This window comes from Paraburkholderia sp. (genome assembly GCF_035948235.1).
In the GTDB taxonomy this organism is placed as follows: domain Bacteria; phylum Pseudomonadota; class Gammaproteobacteria; order Burkholderiales; family Burkholderiaceae; genus Paraburkholderia.
In genome coordinates, this window is record NZ_DASZJJ010000288.1 from 1 (window position 1) to 19,426 (window position 19,426).

The 19,426-nt window shown below is 65.2% G+C and carries 19 protein-coding genes; 5 read left to right on the forward strand and 14 right to left on the reverse strand.

All coding sequences use genetic code 11. The annotated features are described in order from the left end of the window. The 3 genes from VG320_RS25170 to VG320_RS25180 form a co-directional block, all read right to left on the reverse strand. Nucleotides 1-215: type II toxin-antitoxin system VapB family antitoxin (locus VG320_RS25170; RefSeq protein ID WP_327202779.1), on the reverse strand; the 215-nt coding region annotated here is incomplete at its 3' end. Nucleotides 216-304: 89 nt separating this feature from the next. Beyond that, nucleotides 305-1,600 carry a UbiH/UbiF/VisC/COQ6 family ubiquinone biosynthesis hydroxylase gene (locus tag VG320_RS25175; protein ID WP_327202780.1) on the reverse strand — a complete coding sequence of 432 codons (1,296 nt, stop codon included), beginning with the start codon at nucleotides 1,598-1,600 and terminating at the stop codon, nucleotides 305-307. A gap of 62 nt (nucleotides 1,601-1,662) precedes the next feature. After that, nucleotides 1,663-3,108 carry an aminopeptidase P N-terminal domain-containing protein gene (locus VG320_RS25180; RefSeq protein WP_327202781.1) on the reverse strand — a complete coding sequence of 482 codons (1,446 nt, stop codon included), beginning with the start codon at nucleotides 3,106-3,108 and terminating at the stop codon, nucleotides 1,663-1,665. A gap of 213 nt (nucleotides 3,109-3,321) precedes the next feature. Here VG320_RS25180 and VG320_RS25185 point away from each other — a divergent pair, with 213 nt between their 5' ends. Then, nucleotides 3,322-3,933: a glutathione S-transferase gene (locus tag VG320_RS25185; protein ID WP_321840670.1), complete on the forward strand. Its 612-nt coding sequence runs from the start codon at nucleotides 3,322-3,324 to the stop codon at nucleotides 3,931-3,933. Between the two features lie 108 nt (nucleotides 3,934-4,041). Here the strand turns inward: VG320_RS25185 and VG320_RS25190 are convergent, their stop codons facing one another. The 3 genes from VG320_RS25190 to VG320_RS25200 form a co-directional block, all read right to left on the reverse strand. After that, nucleotides 4,042-5,649 (reverse strand): FMN-binding glutamate synthase family protein, encoded by a 1,608-nt coding sequence (locus VG320_RS25190; RefSeq protein ID WP_327202782.1) that lies wholly within the window; start codon nucleotides 5,647-5,649, stop codon nucleotides 4,042-4,044. A 240-nt stretch (nucleotides 5,650-5,889) separates the two neighbouring features. Next, a complete protein-coding gene (gene mnmA, locus VG320_RS25195) occupies nucleotides 5,890-7,110 on the reverse strand; it encodes a tRNA 2-thiouridine(34) synthase MnmA (protein ID WP_327202783.1) in 1,221 nt (406 codons plus the stop codon). Between the two features lie 37 nt (nucleotides 7,111-7,147). Further along, nucleotides 7,148-7,651 carry an NUDIX hydrolase gene (locus tag VG320_RS25200; RefSeq protein WP_327202784.1) on the reverse strand — a complete coding sequence of 168 codons (504 nt, stop codon included), beginning with the start codon at nucleotides 7,649-7,651 and terminating at the stop codon, nucleotides 7,148-7,150. A gap of 262 nt (nucleotides 7,652-7,913) precedes the next feature. On the opposite strand from VG320_RS25200, the gene VG320_RS25205 reads away from it, so the two are divergent. Genes VG320_RS25205 through VG320_RS25215 form a run of 3 tightly spaced genes read left to right on the forward strand, consistent with a single transcriptional unit; the run spans nucleotide 7,914 to nucleotide 10,862 of the window. Next, on the forward strand, nucleotides 7,914-9,065 hold the full coding sequence (locus VG320_RS25205) for a Re/Si-specific NAD(P)(+) transhydrogenase subunit alpha (protein WP_327202785.1): 1,152 nt from the start codon (nucleotides 7,914-7,916) through the stop codon (nucleotides 9,063-9,065). Between the two features lie 13 nt (nucleotides 9,066-9,078). After that, nucleotides 9,079-9,411, forward strand: a complete 333-nt coding sequence (locus tag VG320_RS25210; RefSeq protein ID WP_327202786.1) for an NAD(P) transhydrogenase subunit alpha — start codon at nucleotides 9,079-9,081, stop codon at nucleotides 9,409-9,411. Next, the gene (locus tag VG320_RS25215; RefSeq protein WP_327202787.1) at nucleotides 9,408-10,862 is read left to right on the forward strand and encodes an NAD(P)(+) transhydrogenase (Re/Si-specific) subunit beta; all 1,455 of its coding nucleotides are present in this window, start codon (nucleotides 9,408-9,410) and stop codon (nucleotides 10,860-10,862) included. Before VG320_RS25210 ends, VG320_RS25215 begins: the two co-directional genes overlap by 4 nt. An 80-nt stretch (nucleotides 10,863-10,942) precedes the next feature. Here VG320_RS25215 and VG320_RS25220 read toward each other — a convergent pair whose 3' ends face one another. After that, nucleotides 10,943-11,629 carry a YafY family protein gene (locus tag VG320_RS25220; protein WP_327202788.1) on the reverse strand — a complete coding sequence of 229 codons (687 nt, stop codon included), beginning with the start codon at nucleotides 11,627-11,629 and terminating at the stop codon, nucleotides 10,943-10,945. A 128-nt stretch (nucleotides 11,630-11,757) separates the two neighbouring features. Continuing rightward, nucleotides 11,758-12,183, reverse strand: coding sequence for a VOC family protein (locus VG320_RS25225; protein ID WP_327202789.1), 426 nt, complete (start codon nucleotides 12,181-12,183; stop codon nucleotides 11,758-11,760). Nucleotides 12,184-12,458: 275 nt separating this feature from the next. Between VG320_RS25225 and VG320_RS25230 the strand changes: the two genes are divergently transcribed. Further along, nucleotides 12,459-13,253 carry a glycosyltransferase family 2 protein gene (locus tag VG320_RS25230; protein WP_327202790.1) on the forward strand — a complete coding sequence of 265 codons (795 nt, stop codon included), beginning with the start codon at nucleotides 12,459-12,461 and terminating at the stop codon, nucleotides 13,251-13,253. A 32-nt stretch (nucleotides 13,254-13,285) separates the two neighbouring features. Here the strand turns inward: VG320_RS25230 and VG320_RS25235 are convergent, their stop codons facing one another. From VG320_RS25235 to VG320_RS25260, 6 genes are all read right to left on the reverse strand, one after another. Further along, nucleotides 13,286-14,599, reverse strand: a complete 1,314-nt coding sequence (locus VG320_RS25235; RefSeq protein ID WP_327202791.1) for a class I SAM-dependent RNA methyltransferase — start codon at nucleotides 14,597-14,599, stop codon at nucleotides 13,286-13,288. A 91-nt stretch (nucleotides 14,600-14,690) separates the two neighbouring features. Beyond that, entirely contained in the window at nucleotides 14,691-14,981 is a 291-nt protein-coding gene (locus tag VG320_RS25240) for a HigA family addiction module antitoxin (protein WP_327202792.1), read from the reverse strand. A 10-nt stretch (nucleotides 14,982-14,991) separates the two neighbouring features. Next, nucleotides 14,992-15,270, reverse strand: a complete 279-nt coding sequence (locus VG320_RS25245) for a type II toxin-antitoxin system RelE/ParE family toxin (protein WP_327202793.1) — start codon at nucleotides 15,268-15,270, stop codon at nucleotides 14,992-14,994. 193 nt (nucleotides 15,271-15,463) lie between these two features. Further along, on the reverse strand, nucleotides 15,464-17,614 hold the full coding sequence (locus tag VG320_RS25250; RefSeq protein WP_327202794.1) for a site-specific recombinase: 2,151 nt from the start codon (nucleotides 17,612-17,614) through the stop codon (nucleotides 15,464-15,466). A 143-nt stretch (nucleotides 17,615-17,757) separates the two neighbouring features. Next, nucleotides 17,758-18,504, reverse strand: coding sequence for a PqiC family protein (locus VG320_RS25255; protein ID WP_327202795.1), 747 nt, complete (start codon nucleotides 18,502-18,504; stop codon nucleotides 17,758-17,760). After that, on the reverse strand, nucleotides 18,501-19,426 hold a 926-nt coding region (locus VG320_RS25260), incomplete at its 5' end, for an intermembrane transport protein PqiB (protein ID WP_327202796.1). The genes VG320_RS25260 and VG320_RS25255, both read right to left, overlap by 4 nt.

Below are 19,426 nucleotides of genomic sequence, written 5' to 3' on the forward strand. Positions count from 1 at the left end.
GACTGTTCGCCTGACTGTGTAGTTGCCGCGGTTTCGAAATCGGGATCGACCGGGCCGACTAACGGAGTCAACCAAGCCCAGTCGTTGGGTACTGGCTCCAGAATCACCGCGGCACCGTGGCGGCGAATCCGGACTTCCGCCGTGTCGAAGCGAAAGTCTTTGGGCAATCGAACGGCTTGCGAGCCGCCATGCTTGAAGATTTTTGCGGTATCCATGCGCACCTTATTTCGTATCTACAAAACGTAGATATGCTACCGTAATCCGTGCCCTCGCGCGCGTAACGGCGAGCCAGATCTGCGCCCGATCAACTCCGCTGCCCAAACATCATCTGCCGGGCCAGCGCCGACTTCACCGGCGGCACAAATTCCAGCGCCGTCAGCGCGAGGCCGCGCAACGTTCCGAGCGCTGGGAAATCCACCGTGAACAGACGCGCGAGCGTGTCCGTCACGCCAATCGTCATGCGGCGGTCGAAAGCGCGACGGCCCGCGAAATCGGCGAGCGCGAGCGGCGTTGCGCCGTGCTGGGCGAGGGCGTCGGCCAGTGCGTGGGCGTCGCGCAGGCCGAGATTCAGCCCCTGGCCAGCCACCGGATGCAGCGTCTGCGCCGCGTTGCCGACCGCGGCGATGCGGCCTTGTCCCGACACCAGCGTATCGAGCGCGTTCAAGCCGAGCGGGAACGCCGCGCGGCCCTGAATCTGCGTGAAGCGTCCCATGCGCGCGCCGAAAGCCGCGCCGAGTTCGGCGAGGAAGTCGGCATCGGAGAGCGCCGCGCGGCGCGCGGCTTCGACCGGCGCCGAGCACCACACCAGCGCGAAATCGGCGTCGCGCGGGCCGCCCATCGGCAGCAGCGCGATCGGGCCTTCGTCGGTGAAGCGTTCCCACGCGACATGCGCTTGCGGCGCCGACACACTCACGACGCCCACGAGCGCGGTCTGCCCGTAATCGCGCGTGCGTTTTCGCGAACGTTGCGTCGTGGCTTGAGCCGCATCGCTCTCGCCTGCGTCTTGCGTTTGCGGATCGGCCGCAGGCGTCTGCACGCGATACAAACCGCCTTCCGCATTGACCAGAATGCGTGTGCGCAGCGTGCGCACAACGCCTGCGCTTTCCACTTGCAGCGTCACGCCGTCGTGCTCGACCACGGGTTCCTGCGCGTGCGTGTGATGCAGCCACTGCACGCTGGTGCCGCGCACGGCCTGCGCGAGCGACTGCACGATCGAGCCGTAGCGCGCGACATACCCAAGCGCGGGCAGGTCGTAATCGTGCCGGTCGATCAGCGTGCGGCCAAAGTGGCCACGCTGCGAGACGTGGATGCGTTCGATCGAGGTCGCGTCCTGCGGCCAGGCAAGCGCTTGCAGCAGCGTGCGGCTGCCTTGCGAAACGGCGATGGCGCGTGGGTCGCTCGCGCTGTCCTCGGGCTCGCGCGCGTCGATCAGCGCGACCGACAGTCCCGACGTCGCGCTGCGTCGCGCGAGCCAGCCCGCAAGCGCGAGCCCGACCGGCCCGGCACCGACGATGATGACGTCATGGTCGAAAGGGACGGGGGCATTGTGCGCGCGGCCGTCTTGTTGCACGGCCTGGCTGGCTGCATTCACTGCGTTCATGTCGCTGCGTTCGGTTCTGGTCGTAGGTTCTTGTTGTGTCGAAATAGCCGGTCGAAACGCGCTCAGGCGCCGCGCTGCGCATCCTGCATCAGCGCTTCGATCTCGTCGGCGTTCACGGGCACGCCGCGCGTGATGAGCTCGCATCCGGTATCGGTGACGATGGCGTCGTCCTCGATGCGGATGCCGATATCCCAGTAGCGCTCGGGCACGTCTTCGGCCGCGCGGATGTATAGGCCCGGCTCGATCGTCAGCGTCATGCCCGCGCGCAATGTGCGCCACGGCGGCGCGGCATCGGCTTGCACCTGTTGCGCGCCACGCTCGCGATAATCGCCCACGTCATGCACATCCATGCCGAGCCAATGGCCCGTGCGATGCATGTAAAAGCGCGCGTAGGCGCGTTCGGCGATCACGTCGTCCACGCCCGCGAAGCGCTGGCGATCAAGGATGCCCGTATCGAGCAGCCCTTGTGCCAGCACGCGCACGGCGGCGTCGTGCGGCGCTTCGAAATTCACGCCTGCGCGCGTGGCGTCCACGGCGGCCTGCTGGGCGGCCAGCACGATGTCGTAGATTTCGCGCTGTGCGCTCGTGAAGCGCCCGCTTGCGGGGAACGTGCGCGTGATGTCGGAGGCGTAGCCGTTCAGCTCGCACGCGGCATCGATCAGGATCAGATCGCCCTCGCGCGCCACGGCGTTGCCCGCCGGATAGTGCAGCACGCACGCATTCGCGCCCGCCGCGACGATCGAGCCGTACGCGGGCGCCTGCGCGCCGTGCTTGCGGAACGTGTAGAGCAGTTCGGCTTCGATCTCGTATTCGCGCATGCCGGGGCGGCACGACTGCATCGCGCGCACGTGCGCGAGCGCCGAAATCTGCCCGGCGCGGCGCATCGTATCGAGTTCGTGCGCGTCTTTCACGAGGCGCATATCGTCGAGCAGCGGCATCAGGTCATAGGCGGCAGCGGGCGCGGTGACGCCGCTGCGTCCCTGCGCGCGCACCGAGTCGATCCAGCCGCGCACCTGGGCGTCGAAGCGTTCGGAAGCCGCGAGCGCATAGTGCAGCGCCGGACGATTGGCGATCAGACGCGGTATCTGGGAATCGATATCGTCGATGGGGTGCGCAGCGTCGAAACCGAACGCTTCGCGCGCGCCGTCGGGACCGAAACGGAAGCCTTCCCATGTTTCGCGTTCGACGTTTTTCGCACGGCAAAAGAGGATCGATGCGGGCTGATTCTCGCCTGCGTTCGCGTCGAGCACGAGCAGTGCCTCGGGCTCGGTAAAGCCGGTGAGGTAGTAGAAATAGCTGTCGTGCCGATAGGGGTAGTCGGCGTCGCGATTGCGCATGACTTCGGGCGCGGTGGGCACCAGGGCCACGCCGCCGCCTTGCGCGCGCAGCGCGGCGAGCACGCGTTCGCGGCGCGCGCGATAGAGTGCTGCGCCGCCATCGGGGCCGCGCGTCGCGTCGGCAGCCGCGCGCACAGCGGCCGAAGCGCTTTCCGTGAGGGTCGTGTCCATCGTGCGATTGTAGCGCCTGGCTGTGCGCGATGCCCGCCGCTGCGCGCCAGTGAAACGTGCCGATATGCATGGCGCAAGCCTCGCCGCCGCGTGCCCAATGTTGCATCGAGCCGACAAAACCCGCCGCCGAATTCACGCCATCAAGCGGACGACTCGTCAGAATTTGTCGATTACCACGTATACTTCCGCCGAATTCCAGAAAAGGCAGGTGCGATGAAACTTATCGGTTCGCTCGGGAGCCCGTATGTCCGCAAGGCGCGGATCATGCTCGCCGAAAAGAAAATCGACTACAAGCTGGTGCTTGAAAACGTGTGGGCCGCCGAAACGGCGATCCACGATTTCAACCCGCTCGGCAAGGTGCCGTGTCTCGTGATGGAGGACGGCGAAGCCGTGTTCGACTCGCGCGTGATCTGCGAATACGTGGACATGCTCTCGCCGGTCGGCAAGCTGATCCCGCAAGGCGGACGCGAGCGCGTGGAAGTGCGGTGCTGGGAAGCGCTCGCCGACGGCATGCTCGACGCCGCCGTGCTGATCCGCGCGGAAGGCACGCAGCGTACGCCCGAACAGCAATGCGAGGCTTGGATCGAGCGTCAGAATCGCAAGATTCACGAAGGTCTGAAAGCGATGGCCAAGGGTCTCGCGGGCAATGCGTGGTGCGCGGGCAACCGCTACACGCTCGCCGATATCGCGGTGGGTTGCGCGCTCGGTTATCTCGACTTCCGTCAGCCGGAGCTGGATTGGCGCGAGACGCATCCGAATCTCGCGAAGCACTTCGAGAAGCTCATGCAACGCGCCTCGTTCGCAGATACCGTGCCGCAGGCTTAACGTTCGCTGCAGCACGCAGAGCATGAAAAAAGCGCGCATTTTTCAATGCGCGCTTTTTTTTCGCCTTCGAATCCGATGATGGTTGCACGCGCAACTATCATCGGACCATCAGACGATTTTCTCTTCTGCGGGCGCGAACGAATCGCTGCGCGCCACCGGCCACCACTTCTCGTACAACTGATAGCGATAACGCGCTTCGAGCAGATCGCCCGGCTTCAGATACTTGAGCAGTTCCGACATCAGCTTCACTTCGTATGAAGAAACGCGGCGCACGATGTGATGTGCGCGCAGATCGGAGGGACTATCGAGACCCGCAGCCTGAATGATTTCCTGCAGCGCGTGCAGCGTGTTGCGGTGGAAGTTGTAGACGCGCTCGCCCTTGTCGGGCACGTCGAGCGCGCGCTGGCGCACCGGATCTTGCGTCGCCACGCCCGTGGGACAGCGGTCCGAATGGCACTTCTGCGCCTGGATGCAGCCCACCGCGAACATGAAGCCGCGCGCCGAGTTGACCCAGTCCGCGCCGATCGCGAGCGTCCTTGCGACGTCGAATGCGGTGATGATCTTGCCGCTCGCGCCGATCTTGATCTTGTCGCGCAGGCCGATGCCTACCAGCGTGTTGTGCACGAGCAGCAGACCTTCCTGCAGCGGCGTGCCGATGTGATCGGTAAATTCAATCGGTGCTGCGCCCGTGCCGCCTTCCGCGCCATCCACGACGATGAAGTCGGGCAGGATGCCGGTTTCGAGCATCGCCTTGGCGATACCGAAAAATTCCCACGGATGGCCGATACACAGCTTGAAGCCGGTGGGCTTGCCGCCCGACAGTTTGCGCAGGCGCTCGACGAATTCAAGCAGTCCGCGCGGCGTCGAAAATTCCGAATGGCGTGCCGGCGAAACACAATCCTGGCCCATCGCAATGCCGCGCGTTTCCGCGATTTCCGGCGTGACCTTGGCCGCGAGCAGCATGCCGCCGTGGCCGGGTTTGGCGCCTTGCGAAAGCTTCACCTCGATCATCTTCACTTGCGGCTCGTTGGCCAGACGCTGGAATTTATCCGCGCTGAAGGTGCCGTCGTCGTTGCGGCAGCCGAAGTAGCCCGAAGCGATTTCCCAGATGATGTCGCCGCCGTGTTCGCGGTGATATTTCGACATCGAACCTTCGCCGGTGTCGTGCGCAAAGCCGCCTTTCTTCGCGCCCAGATTGAGCGCGCGAATCGCATTGGCCGACAGCGCGCCGAAGCTCATCGCCGAGATGTTGAAGATCGACATCGAATACGGCTGCGCGCGGCTTGCGCCGACCAGCACGCGGAAGTCGCTGCCGTTCAGTTTGGTGGGCGCGAGCGAATGGCTGATCCATTCGTGGCCGATGGCTTTGACGTCGAGTTCGGTGCCGTAAGGGCGGCTGTCGACGACGTTCTTGGAGCGCTGATAAACCACGCTGCGCTGCACGAGCGAGAAGGGTTTTTCGTCGGTGTCGTCTTCGACGAAATACTGGCGGATTTCAGGCCGCACGAACTCGAACAGGAAACGCAGATGGCCCCAGAGCGGGTAATTGCGCAGGATGGCGTGGCGCAACTGCGTCATGTCGTAGAGGCCGAGCGCGACGAACAGCGCGGGCACGATGGCGCAATACCACGACAGATGATGGAACGCCGCTGCAATCACGCAGGCTGCAAGCAGCAGCACCGCGCACCACATGGCGAGGTAACGTCGGGAAAACATTGGGGGGACTCCTCGTTCTCTTGATCCGCCGCGCGTGCTCCGGTCAGGGCCGCGCGAACCGCGCCGCGCCCGGGTACGGCGCTGGCGTGCCCGAATAATGCCGCAAGTTTGTGAAACTGGCCGGGAAGCGGGCAGGCTTTTTGCGGGGCCGGAGCCGACACCGCGCAAACGCACTGAAGAAAGAGCGAAGAGATCGGATAGAAAAGAACGCGCGGCGCAGGGCGCACCGCGCGTGCGAGCTTACGTCTCGCTTGCGGTTGCCGCGGGCTTGTTGGCGGCGAACTGGGGAGACTTCTTGCGCGGCGAGCGCTTCTTCTTCGGCGCGACCGGCGGCGGCACGGCGGGCACGTGCGGTTCGAGCGTCGTCACGGCTTCGATGATGCCGCCGCCCAGGCACACTTCGCCGTCGTACAGCACGGCCGACTGACCGGGCGTGACGGCCCATTGCGCGTCGGGGAAATGCAGCGAGAACTGGCCTTCGCCAAATTCGCTGGCGCTGGCGAACGAGCAGGGCGCGTCTGCCTGGCGGTAACGCGTTTTCGCGCCGCAGGCGTGGCCTTCTGCTGGCGGCTCGCCCGCGACCCAGCTCACGTTGCCGGCGCGCAGATCGTGCGCGAGCAGCCACGGGTGATCGTGGCCCTGCACCACATAGAGCGTATTGGTCTCGATATTCTTGCCCGCGACAAACCACGGATCGCCGCTGCCATCCTTGCTGCCGCCCAGACCGATGCCCTTGCGCTGCCCAAACGTGTAGAACGCGAGACCGATATGCTCGCCCACGACCTTGCCGTCGGGCGTCATCATCGGGCCGGGTTTGGTCGGCAGATAGCGGTTCAGGAAGTCGCGGAACGGCCGCTCGCCGATAAAGCAGATACCCGTCGAATCCTTTTTCTTCGCATTCGGCAGGCCGATCTGTTCGGCGATCTCACGTACCTTCGTCTTGGGGATTTCGCCCAGCGGGAACATCGTCTTTGACAACTGCGCCTGATTCAGACGGTGCAGGAAGTACGACTGGTCCTTGGTGTGGTCGAGCGCCTTCAGGAGTTCGAAACGACCGTTGCTCTCATTCTGGCGCACGCGCGCGTAGTGGCCCGTGGCGATGGTTTCCGCGCCCAGCGACATCGCGTGGTCGAGAAAGGCCTTGAACTTGATCTCGGCGTTGCAGAGCACATCGGGGTTCGGCGTGCGGCCCGCGGAATACTCGCGCAGGAACTCCGCGAACACGCGGTCCTTGTACTCGGCGGCGAAGTTCACGGCTTCGACGTCGATGCCGATCAGATCGGCCACCGACACCACGTCGATCCAGTCCTGACGCGTCGAGCAATATTCGCCGTCGTCGTCGTCTTCCCAGTTCTTCATGAACAGGCCGACCACGTCGTAACCCTGCTCCTTGAGCAGCCACGCGGTCACCGACGAATCCACGCCGCCCGACATGCCTACCACCACTCGCTTTTTGCTCATCATCTGCTGCCCTGTAGTACTACGCCTTGATGGGCGTTCAGCCCTTGCTGCCTGTCTGCTGTCCTGGTCTCGGACCCACCGCATGCGTCTGCACGAAATCCAGCGGCACACGCTTGCCCGCGAGGTAATCGTCCACGCACTGCATCACGAGCGGCGTGCGATGACGCTCGCTCGCGGCGCGCAGTTCGTCGGCGCTCATCCAGAGCGTGCGCACGATATCGGGATCGAGCGCGCGATCTTCGGCGTGCGCCGCGACGCTGCCGCAATACGTGAAGCGCAGATACGTCGTGCCGGATTCGCCCGGCTTGCCGAAATGCGTCATATACATGCCGACCAGCGCCTCCGGTGAAAACGTGTAGGCGCTCTCCTCCAGAGTTTCGCGCACGACCGCGTCGTGAAGCGTCTCGCCGGCTTCCAGATGGCCGGCGGGCTGATTCAGGCGCAAGCCCGCGCTCGTGTGTTCCTCGACGAGCAGAAAACGCCCGTCGCGCTCGATCACGGCGGCCACGGTGACGTGGGGAGTCCAGGTTTCATCGTTCATGGGCCAGTATTTTACCGGGACGCGACGGACGCTGCCCGGGGCCGGATCGCGGCTCGACCGTCCGGTCGGACGGTCAGCACTGTTGTGTGCAGTGCACAAAAAGGGATAAATCCCGCTTCAAAGCCGTCGCTGCTTTCGGTTAAAGTGGTGCGTCGTTTGCCGTTGCATTGCCCGTTTCAGCCGTACCACGAACGTTGCAATAAGAGCCGGCGAGCCTCGTCGGCCCATAACAGAAGAGATGCAGGCCGAGGAGGAAACAACGATGCATATCGGAGTGCCCGCGGAGACCCGGGCGAACGAAAGCCGCGTGGCCGCGACGCCGGAGACCGTCAAAAAGTACGTCGCGCAGGGCCACACGGTCACGATCCAGTCCGGTGCCGGAACCGGCGCCAGCTTTCCCGACGAGGCCTATGCAGCCGTTGGCGCGCAGATCGCCGATGCCGCCGCCGCGTTCGGCGCCGACCTCGTCCTCAAGGTGCAATCGCCCAGCGTCAGCGAACTCGCGTTTATGAAACGCGGCGCGGTGCTGGCCGGCATGCTCGATCCATTCAATGCGGATAACACCCAGAAGCTCGCCGATGCAGGCCTGACGGCTTTCGCGCTAGAAGCCGCACCGCGCACGACGCGCGCGCAAAGCCTCGACGTGCTGTCCTCGCAGGCCAATATCGCCGGCTATAAGGCGGTGCTGGTGGCGGCGAATCTCTACCCGCGCTTCATGCCGATGCTGATGACCGCCGCGGGCACCGTGAAAGCCGCGCGCGTGCTGATTCTCGGCGCGGGCGTCGCGGGCTTGCAGGCGATTGCCACGGCCAAGCGTCTTGGCGCGGTGATCGAGGCATCCGACGTGCGCCCGGCGGTGAAGGAGCAGATCGAATCGCTCGGCGCGAAGTTTCTGGACGTGCCTTATGAAACCGATGAGGAGCGCGAAGCAGCGGTGGGCGTGGGCGGTTATGCGCGGCCGATGCCGCCTTCCTGGCTCGCGCGTCAATCGGCGCTCGTGCATGAGCGCGCGCGCCAGGCCGATATCGTCATTTCGACCGCGCTGATTCCGGGCCGCGACGCGCCCACGCTGTTGCCATCCGAAACCGTGCAGGCCATGAAGCCCGGTTCGGTGGTGATCGACCTGGCAGCGGGGCGCGGCCCGGTTGCCGACCCGGCCACCGGACGGCGCGGCGGCAACTGTCCGCTCACGGTCGCCGACCAGGTGGTGACACAGCACGGCGTGCAAATCTGCGGCTACACGAATCTGGCGTCGATGGTGGCCGCCGATGCGTCCTCGCTCTACGCGCGCAATCTGCTCGACTTCCTCAAGCTCATCATCACGAAGGAAGGCGCGCTCAACATCGATCTCGCGGACGATATCGTCGCGGCCACGCTGCTGGCCCGTGATGGCGTCGTCACGCGCAAGACCTGAGAGGAGACCGGCAATGGAACTGATCAACCATACCGTCATCAACCTGATCATCTTCGTGCTGGCCGTGTACGTGGGCTATCACGTGGTCTGGAACGTCACGCCCGCGCTGCATACGCCGCTCATGGCCGTGACCAATGCGATTTCGGCGATCGTGATCGTCGGCGCGATGCTGGCCACGGGCCTGACTGTGGGCTTCGCGGGCAAGTTCTTCGGCACGCTGGCGGTGCTGCTGGCGGCGGTGAACGTGTTCGGCGGCTTTCTCGTCACGCGGCGCATGCTGGAGATGTTCCGCAAGAAAGAGCCAAAGAAGTTGGCTGCTGCTGACGTCAAGGAGGGCGCGCGATGAGCATGAACGTCGTTACGCTGCTCTACCTGGTCGCGTCGGTCTGCTTCATTCAGGCGCTCAAGGGCTTGTCGAATCCGCGCAGCGCGCGTGCCGGCAATCTGTTCGGCATGGTGGGCATGGCCATCGCCATTCTCACGACGATTGCGCTGATCGTGAAGGAGTCCGCACAGTTTGGCTCGAATCTCGGCCTTGGACTGACGCTGCTGTTCGGTGCGCTGATCGTTGGCGGCGGGCTGGGCGCATTCGTCGCCGCGCGCGTCGAGATGACCAAGATGCCTGAACTCGTCGCCGCGATGCACTCGCTGATCGGTCTGGCGGCGGTGTGCATCGCGTATGCGGTGGTCTCCGAACCGGCGGCGTTTGGGCTCGTTGCGGAGGACGCGCCGTATCCGGGCTTCCTGCCTTACGGCAACCGCATCGAACTGTTCATCGGCACTTTCGTGGGCGCGATTACCTTTAGCGGTTCGGTGATCGCCTTCGGCAAGCTCTCGGGCAAGTACAAGTTCCGGCTGTTTCAGGGCGCGCCCGTGGTGTACGCAGGCCAGCATCTGATCAACCTGATGCTCGCCATCGGCATGATCGGCTTCGGCATCCTGTTCTTCATCACGCAGTCGTGGCTGCCGTTCATCATCATGACGGCGATCGCGTTCGCGCTGGGCGTGCTCATCATCATTCCGATCGGCGGTGCGGACATGCCCGTCGTGGTGTCGATGCTGAACTCGTACTCGGGGTGGGCGGCGGCGGGCATCGGTTTCTCGCTGAATAACGCGATGCTGATTATTGCGGGCTCGCTGGTGGGCTCATCCGGCGCAATCCTCTCGTACATCATGTGCCACGCGATGAACCGCTCGTTCTTCAACGTGCTGCTGGGCGGCTTTGGCGCCGAAGCGGGCGGGGCGGCCACGGTCGGCGCGCAGGAGCAGCGTCCGGTGAAATCCGGTTCCGCCGACGATGCCTCGTTCATGCTCGGCAATGCCGAATCGGTCGTGATCGTGCCGGGCTACGGTCTTGCCGTGGCGCGCGCGCAGCATGCGCTCAAGGAACTCACCGACAAGCTCGTCGAAAAAGGCGTAGACGTGCGTTACGCGATTCACCCGGTCGCGGGCCGCATGCCGGGCCACATGAACGTGCTGCTCGCTGAAGCCGAAGTCCCCTACGACATGGTCTACGAGATGGAGGACATCAACAACGAGTTCGGCCAGACCGACGTGGTGCTGGTGCTCGGCGCGAACGACGTGGTGAATCCGGCGGCGAAGAACGATCCGAAGTCGCCCATCGCGGGCATGCCAATCATCGAGGCCTACAAGGCGCGCACCATCATCGTCAACAAGCGGTCGATGGCGGCGGGCTACGCGGGTCTCGACAACGAACTCTTCTACATGGACAAGACCATGATGGTGTTCGGCGACGCGAAAAAGGTGATCGAGGATATGGTGAAAGCCGTGGAGTAAGCGGCTGGTTTCACTGTTTCGTCGATGCAAAAGCCCGCTGCCATGCGGGCTTTTTTCGTTGGTGCCGCATGTGTGCGTGTTCAGCGCGACGGAGCATTCACATGGCGCAGATAGTCCGCAAGCCGCCGTCCGCTCACATCGGGAAACGGTTCGAGCACTTCGACTGCGTTCATGCGCGCGATGTTGAAATTGCGAAACCCTTCGCGCATCTCGCACCACGCACCGACCGTCCACTGCGCGCCCCAATAGACGAGCCCGAGCGGCCACACGCGCCGCTCCGTTTGCGCGCCGATGCGGTCGCAATACGCGAAACGCACCACGAGGCGCGAATCGACGGCGCGATGCAGCGCGTCGACTTTTTCAGAGTAGGCCGGATCGACGTGATACGAAGGCGCGAACACGGCGATGCGTTCGAGCACGGCGCGTTTGTCGGCGGGCATCGCGGCGGCGATCTTGGCGAGCGCACCGCGCGCGCCGCCCGCGAGCACCGCGCCGCCCCACGATTCGGCCATGCGCGCGCCCACGGCGAGCGCCGTGAGTTCGTCGGCGGTGAAGGTGAGCGGCGGCAGGCTCGCCGTGCGCGCGAGCCGATAGCCGATGCCCGCTTCGCCCTCGATCGGCACGCCCGAAAGCTGCAGGTCGCGCACGTCGCGATACACCGTGCGCGGCGACACGGCGAGCCATTCGGCAAGCTGTTGCGCGGTCGTGAGGCGGCGGCCGCGCAGCAGCTCGGCGATCTGGAACAGGCGGTCGGCGCGGCGGGTCATGTCAGGCGTGCGGGATGGACGCGAGCGAATGAGGGAAACGCGGAAGAAAAAAGCGCGCGAAGCGTGTCGCGCGCCGTCAGGGCAGATGATAGCGCCGGGCGTGAACCCGGCCTCGGAGCGTGCCTGGATCAGCCGAGCTTGGCCGCGTGCAGCCCCACGCGGTTGCCTTCGGTATCGATGAAAAAGCCGATATAGCCGTAGTTGTTCGGCAATTCCAGCGCGGGGCCCTGGCGCTTGCCGCCCGCCTTTTCGACGCGATCGAGCACGGCGGTGACCGAGGGTTGTGCGTTCAGGTAGACGAGCACGCCTTTCGGGTCCGGCTTGGCGTCCTGCGGATTGAACACGATGCAGCCGCCGGTTTCGGTATCGGAGTGGCCGAAGATCGCCATCGGAACGCCGCCGACCACTTCGCGTTGCAGCGCGGTATCGAAAGCGGATTCATAGAAGCGGGCCGCGCGATCGAGATCGTGTGCGGGGATTTCGAACCACGAGATGACGCGCGTGGCTTGGGCTGCTTGAGATTGCTGGGGCGCTTCGAGGATTTCGGTGGACATGATGCACTCCTGGAGTGGCAACGGCGAATACGTTTGGATACGTGCGGATGGCGGCGGCTGGCGGGATGCCCGGGCGCCGTCCCCGGCTGCGATGTGGCGCGCGGCGTGGGGTAGAGGCAGTGTGCGCGTGGGCTGCTGACAGCGTGCTGTCAGTAGGGACAGGCGGGCTACGCACCAGTGCTTTCGAAGTTTTTCGAGAGAGCCAGGCGCGTGCATCTGTTGTAATCGCTGCATCCAATTTCAATGACGGCATGCGTGCCGCTTCCACGCTCTTCATGTCTCCAGACGTTTCCATCATCACGCCCACCGCGAACCGCGAAGCCTTTCTGCCACTCATCGCACGCTGCGTGGCGCGTCAGCAGGTCAACTGGGAGTGGCTCGTGCTCGACGACAGTCCGCAGCCGAGCGCCTTCATGCAGCAACTCGCGCAGAGCGACGCGCGCGTGCGCTACTACTGGTCGAAAGAGCCGATGACGATCGGCGCGAAGCGCAACTGGCTGGTGGCCGAGTCGCGCGCCGACGTTATCGCCCACTTCGACGACGACGATCACTACGCCAGCCAGTATCTTTCCAACATGACCAAGCTGCTGCGCGACAACGACGCCGCGCTCATGAAGCTGTCGACCTTCTGGATGTACGCGCCGCATACGCAGTTTCTTGGCTATATGGATCTGAATGCGCGAGTCGGTTTGCATTACGAGCTGCGCGGCAAATCGGTCGGCACGGTGACGTTCCACGAGAAGATGCAGATCGGCGCGGACTTCATCCTCTTCTATGGATTCGCGTACGTGTATCGCAAGGCGCTGCTGGAAACGGCGCGTTACGACGACGTGAATATCGGCGAAGACGAGAGCTTTATCCGCCGCGTGGTGGAGGCGGGCGGCAACGTGCTCGCTGCGGAGGATACCCAGGCGAGCTGCCTGCATCTGATCCATCCGGCTTCGACGTCGCGCTGCTTCTCGCGCTACGCCGTGCCGAGGTTTCTGCTGCCGAAATTGTTTCCGGAGTACGAAGGATATCCGCTGCCCGTCGAGGAAGGCGGGGAAGCGGTCGGGCCCGCGCGCGTCTGATGCGCGCGCGGCGGCCCTAAGCTGGAGAGGCGTTAGCCCGGGTTGCTTTCGCCCGTTGCGGCGTCCTTGGCGGGACGCTGACGCACGCTGCCCGCGATCAGATCGAAGCGGAACAGGCGGCATTCGAGCGCGCCGTTAAAGAGCGGCGTCTTGGCGGCTTCGCGCAGACGCAACTGGCCCGGCAGCTTGCGATCCGAGGTGAGGAAGAACGCGTGCCAGCCCGTGAAGCGCTGCTTGAGCGCGTCGCCGAGCGCCTGGAAGAATTCGGCGTCGGGCGCGTCGGTGTGGGCGCGGCGGAACGATTCCGGCGCGTCGTAGCCGTCGTCGTCACGCGGATTGCGCTCGCGCAACTCGCCACGCGCATTGCGGCCGCGCACTTCGATACGCTCGCCGTACGGCGGATTGGCCACGAGGACGCCCTCGCCCTCGGCAGGCGGCGTCATGTTGCGCGCATCGATCTGCTTGAGCGGCACATTGCCCAGACCCGCCCGCGCGAAGTTGGCGCGCGCCTTCTCCAGCATGACGTCGGAAATATCGCTGCCGAAAATCTGCAGATCCTTCGCACGGCTCATTGCCGAATTGCGCGCCGTGTTGGCTTCGCTCTTCAGATGGCGCCAGGCGGCCGTATCGGCCTGCTTCAGGCGCTCGAAACCGAAGCTGCGCGACAGGCCCGGCGCGATGTCCATCGCGACCTGGCAGGCTTCGGCGAGGAAGGTGCCGGAACCGCACATCGGGTCATAGAGCGGTTGCTCGGGCGTCCAGTTGGTCAGGCGCAGGATGCCGGCGGCGAGATTCTCGCGCAGCGGCGCCGCACCCTTGTCCAGACGCCAGCCGCGCTTGAAGAGCGGCTCGCCGGAGGTGTCGAGGTACAGCGTGCATTCGGTCGCGGTGAGGAAGGCGAAGATGCGCACATCGGGATACGCGGTGTCGACGCTCGGACGCGAGCCGGCCTTGTCGCGCATGCGGTCGCAGATTGCGTCCTTCACGCGCAGCGTGGCGAATTCGAGGCTGCGCAGCGGCGACTTGATCGCGGTGATGTCGATGCGGATCGTTTCGTTGGGCGAAAACCACTTCTCCCATTGCTGCTCGCGTGCGAGCGCGTAGATGTCCTGTTCGCCGCGATACGGACGCTGGGCGATCTTCAGGAGCACGCGGCTCGCGATGCGCGAATGCAGGTTCGCGGCCATGCCGCCGGCCCAGTTGCCGCGGAAATGCACGCCGCCGGGGACTTCGGCGCCGACCTGGAGCGCGCCGGGCGGCAAACGCCGTTGCGCGGTTTCGGCCAGTTCGGCGGCGAGCGCGGCTTCAAGGCCACGCGGGCAGGGAGCAAAGAAATCGAAAGACATGAGGAGAGAGGTGACGCTGCGGGGGAAGGCGCTATTGTACGCGGGTTAGGGCGCGGGGCCGGGCGGTGTGCTGGCGATCACCTCACAAACCTCACGCCACGTCTCGAATCAGTGGCTTGATCTTTGGCCGGGGCAGCTGGCTGGCTTGCCACAAATCCCACTGGTTCTGCATGCCGAGCCACAGGTCCGTCGACGTGCCAAGCCACGCGGACAGGCGCAGCGCGATATTCGCCGTCACGCTGGCCTTGCCGTTGAGGATATTCGACAGCGTCACGCGGTTGATCTGGAGCGCATTAGCGGCCTGGGTCACGGTCATGTCCGCTGGAATCCATTCGCGCAGTACCTCGCCGGGGTGCGCCGGGTTGTGCATTCTGCTGCTCATGCCTTGTCCTTTAGTGGTAGTCCTGATAATCGAGCAGGATCGCGTCGCCGCCTTCGAACGTGAAGGTGAGACGCCAGTTGCCGTTCACCCAGACGGCCCAGTGATCGCGAAGATTGCCGCGTAGCGCATGCAGGCGCAAGGGCGGCGAGTTCATGTCCTGCGGCCCATGTGCAGCATCCAGTGCGGTGAGCAAAATGCGGAGTCTGGCTGCGTGATGCGCTTGAATCCCTGCCTTGTTGCCGTCCAGAAAAAACGCCTGAAGACCTTTATGCCGAAACGTTTTGATCATCCGACTGTAGCCTATGTGACTACACGCGGCAAGCATGTCAAGTTTGCGTGCCACAGTGCAGAACTTCGAGGAACGCTCCATAAAAAGCGTGGAGCGCGAGCGTTCCTCAGCGTCACATCAAGGCTCGCCGCACGATTTGGTCAGCCTCAGAAGGCCCCTCATCATTGGCCGTTCGGCATAGAAAAGCGCACGCTTAATCGTTGTCTTCACGCAACTCGCCGCGCCGGATCGGCCAGACCAGCGCCATCGGATGGCGCTTGACGCGCCGCCAGAACGCACGCATGAGTGGGCGAACGTCGCGGCGGCCAAGGTCGCGCGAGCGCAGCGCCATATGCAGTGCGAGCGCGAAGCTCACCGTCACGTTGAGCACGGCCATGCTGGCCACGCCCGCGACGGCCCACCAGAGTTCGCCGCTTTCGAGCGTGCGCGTGCCGAGCACCCCCATCGCCACGCCGATCGAGCCCGCCGACAGCGTCACGTGCCGCACCTCGAAGTGGAACGCCACGGCCGAGACGATCGCGGGCACGAGACCGAGCATCATGCCGAGCACCAGATTGCCCCACACGCCCGCCGCGTTGACCCGGCAAAAGCGCGCCAGCCGCGCCGCGCCCGAGGCGCCCAGTGTCATGCGCAGACGCCGGTTCCAGGCGAGCGCGTCCTCGACGCGATGGAGTACGAACCAGTTGTCGGCCCAACCGGCAAACAGGCTGGATGCCCACAGCAGCACGCCCGTCAGCGCGGCGTAGAACGGCGTCGGGCCGAGCAGCGAGAACGACTGCAGCGTCGCGTGCGCCTTCGCGGGCGAGATCAGATTGACGTGGAACAGCCAGCCGCACACGAGCTGGATCGCCAGGCACGCCGGAAACACCAGCAGCACGTTGCCGAGCACGGCGGCCGCCTGGGTGCGGATCAGCGCCACCACCGACGACACAAAACGCGCACGTCCCGCCGCCACGTTGGCGCCGTCGAGTTCGCGCGCGAGCGTGGGCGCGGTCATGGCAGGCTGCTTGGTCGCGAGCGAGAAGTGGCAGAAGTGCATGACCAGAAAGCTCACCGCGTAATTGATGCCCGCGAACAGCCCCTCGATCATCGACGGCAGATGCGCGCCAGTCACGCCGAATTTCACGTACACCGTCACCGCGGTGACGAGCCCGCCGCCCGCCGCCATGCGCAGCATCGTGAGGTATTCGGCGCGATCGCGTGCGATGTAGTGCTCGCCGGTGTCGGCGGACAGCTCGACCACCTTGCGCGAGAGCAGCGCGAAGTTGCTGCGCAACAGATGCGAAACGCTCTGGCTGCGCTGGTTCGCGCGCACCAGATCGGCGACGAGACGCGCCTGGGTCGGCGCATCGTCGGCGGCCATCCAGGCGTCCAGCAGTCGCTCGGCGCGCACGATCCGCATGCGCATGCGCTCGACCTGGAACACGGTGTCCACACGCACGCCATGGCGATAAAGATGCGCGAAGACATCGTCGGTGGCTTTGCGGCAGTCGTCGAGCAGAAGCCGCAGCCAGCTCACCTCCTGCAGCAGACGCGCAGGCTCGCCAGCATCGCGCGCGTTCTCCACCGCGAGCAGCGCGCGCGTGAGGCGAAAGAACGGCAGCTTTTCGACAGCGACGCGCGCGTCGTCGCTGGACAGGCGGCTGCGCACTGTCGGCGAGAGGCCCGTCGAGCTGATCTGGCAAGTCAGGTTATGCAGCGCCGTGAGCAGGTCGAGCGAGAAGTCGCCGGGCAGGCGGGCGGCGGCGCTGGCCGCAGGTTCAGCCGCGCCGTTGCCTTCTGCGACCGCATGGACAGGCGCAGGCTCGGCGATCAATGCCTGCAGGCGCTTGAGCAGATCGGCGGGCAGGGTCGCGATCCACTCGGGGTCATAGGCGGCCGGGAACATCAGCGTGACGAGCGCGGCGAGGTCGCGGCGGTTGGGCGCGGGCGGGATCAGTTGCGCCTGCACGCGCTCGACCATTGCGCCCAGCAGGCCCGAATGCACCGGCATGCCGGCGTCGCAGAGTAGCGAAATGCTGTCGCTGTCGCGCAGCAGCTTGCGCACCATCGCGCCCACATTGGCTTTCCACGCCGGATTGCGGTCGAGCACATGCAGCAGGTAACGCACGCGAACGTGCTCGGGCGGCGTGCGTTGCGGGGCGTCGTCGGGTGTGGGCGCGGCGGCCGCGTCGGCGTCCAGCTTGCCGCGCCGGTGAATCCAGTGCGCCAGCTCGACGAGCCAGTCGCTGCGTTCAGCGTAAGGGGCGTCGGCATCGGCGCTGGCGAGCAGCGCGTCGAGCTGCTGTCCGGCGCTGCGCGAAGCGCGCCATTTTTTCCAGAGCGTGGTGATCGAACGAAACATACGAGAGTGTCATGGCAGTGAGGCAAGCCGACATTATCGCGGGCCGCGCGATTTGAGCTGCTGGAGCTGGGCCAGCGTTCGGCAAGCACAAAGAAAACGCGGCGCTTGTCGCGCCGCGTTGTTTAGCACTGAGGAAGCGCGCCTTAGCCCGCCGAAGCGGCGGCAGGCACCATCTGCGGACAGGCAATGCTGGCGGGCACCTTCATCCGCGTGGCGGATTTCGCGCCGCTTTTCGTGCTGGCCGGCATGCTCACCTGCGGCGCGGCGGCAAGCGCGCGCACGCCACTCGAAATCGCCTGCGACAGATCGGCCACTGCACGGCGATGACCCACCACCAGCGCGTCGTATCCGTCGCCCACGGGCTCGTTGAGCACGCTGCGGCAGGTCATGACGGTCTGCGAGTCGAGCGCGCGTACGCTCCACACCGCGTCGATCAGCGCGTGCGAGCCTGGCCACGACTCGAAGCGCTGCACGTTCACGCTCACGCGATAGACCGGCACGTTGTCGGGGTGCGGCGAGCCATACACGTCGATGGTGTTCAACTGCTGCGTGAGGTCGCCCGAAAGCGCGCGGCGGATCTCGTCGCCGGGCAGCGAGGCCCAGCGTTCCTGTTCCAGCACCTTCACCTGCGTGGCGTCGGTCTGCACGACGAGCTGGGCCTTCGCGACCTGCGGCGGCACGTCCACCGGTGCAAGCTCGATCAGCCACGCCGGGTTGCCGGCGCTCACCGCCGCAGCCGGGGCCGTGCGCGCTGCATCGCCGGTCGGGCTCAGCGTGTAAAAGCGGCTGCTGGGCGAGGCGCAGCCCGCCAGCGCCGCAGCGAGAACAAACGCCGAAGCGAGTGCCGGAAAGGCGGCGGAAAGCCCCAGGGGGAGCCGGCGAAACGTCATGGCTTATCTCCTGATTTGCCGCGCAACAGTGATTCGGGATGGCGCTCCAGGTAATCCGTGAGCGCGTTGAGGGATTGCAGCGTACGCGTGAGTTCCTGCATGGCCTGATGCACGTCGGACTGCAGCGGCGAATCCTGCTGCAGCGTGGACTGCGCGGCGTTGAAGGTCTTCTGCGCTTCGCTGAGCGTGTCGCGCATCTGCGGCAGGACTTCGTCGTTGACTTTGCCGAACAGCTGGTTCGCGTTCTTGAGCGACTCGTTCAGGTTGTTGCCGATCTTGTCGAACGGAATCTGATTGAGCTTCTTAGTAATGTCGGCGACCTGCTGCTGCAGTTCTTCGAGCGAGTTCGGCACCGTCGGCAGTTCCATCGGATCGCGGTCGAGATCCGCCTTCGCGGGACCGGCCTTCGGGAACACGTCGAGCGCGATATACAGCTGGCCCGTGAGCAGATTGCCGGTACGCAACTGACCGCGCAGCCCGCGCGCGACCAGACGCTTGATCAGCTCGTGGCTCTGCGGCGTGCGCGGCGCGGGCGGCTCGCCCCGCGTGCGGCGTGACAGGCGCAGCGGATAGAGATCCATCGTCACCGGCATGGTGAAGTTGTGCTCCTTCGGGTCGTATTCGATGCCGATGTCGGTCACCTGGCCGAGCACGATGCCGCGGAAGTCCACCGACGCGCCCACCGACAGCCCGCGCAGCGACTGGTTGAAGTACATCACCACGCGCACCGGCGCGCCGTCCGGCTCGCGCATCGCTTCGCTTTCGTCGGTGGCGAGCGTGAAGGTGGCGTTGTCGGGCGCCTGCGGACCGCTCGCCTGGCCGGTCGGCGCCTGGAAGGCGAGGCCGCCCGTCACAACCGTGGCGAGCGACTGCGTGTTGACCTTGATGCCGCTCGAATCGAGCTGCACGTCCACGCCGCTTG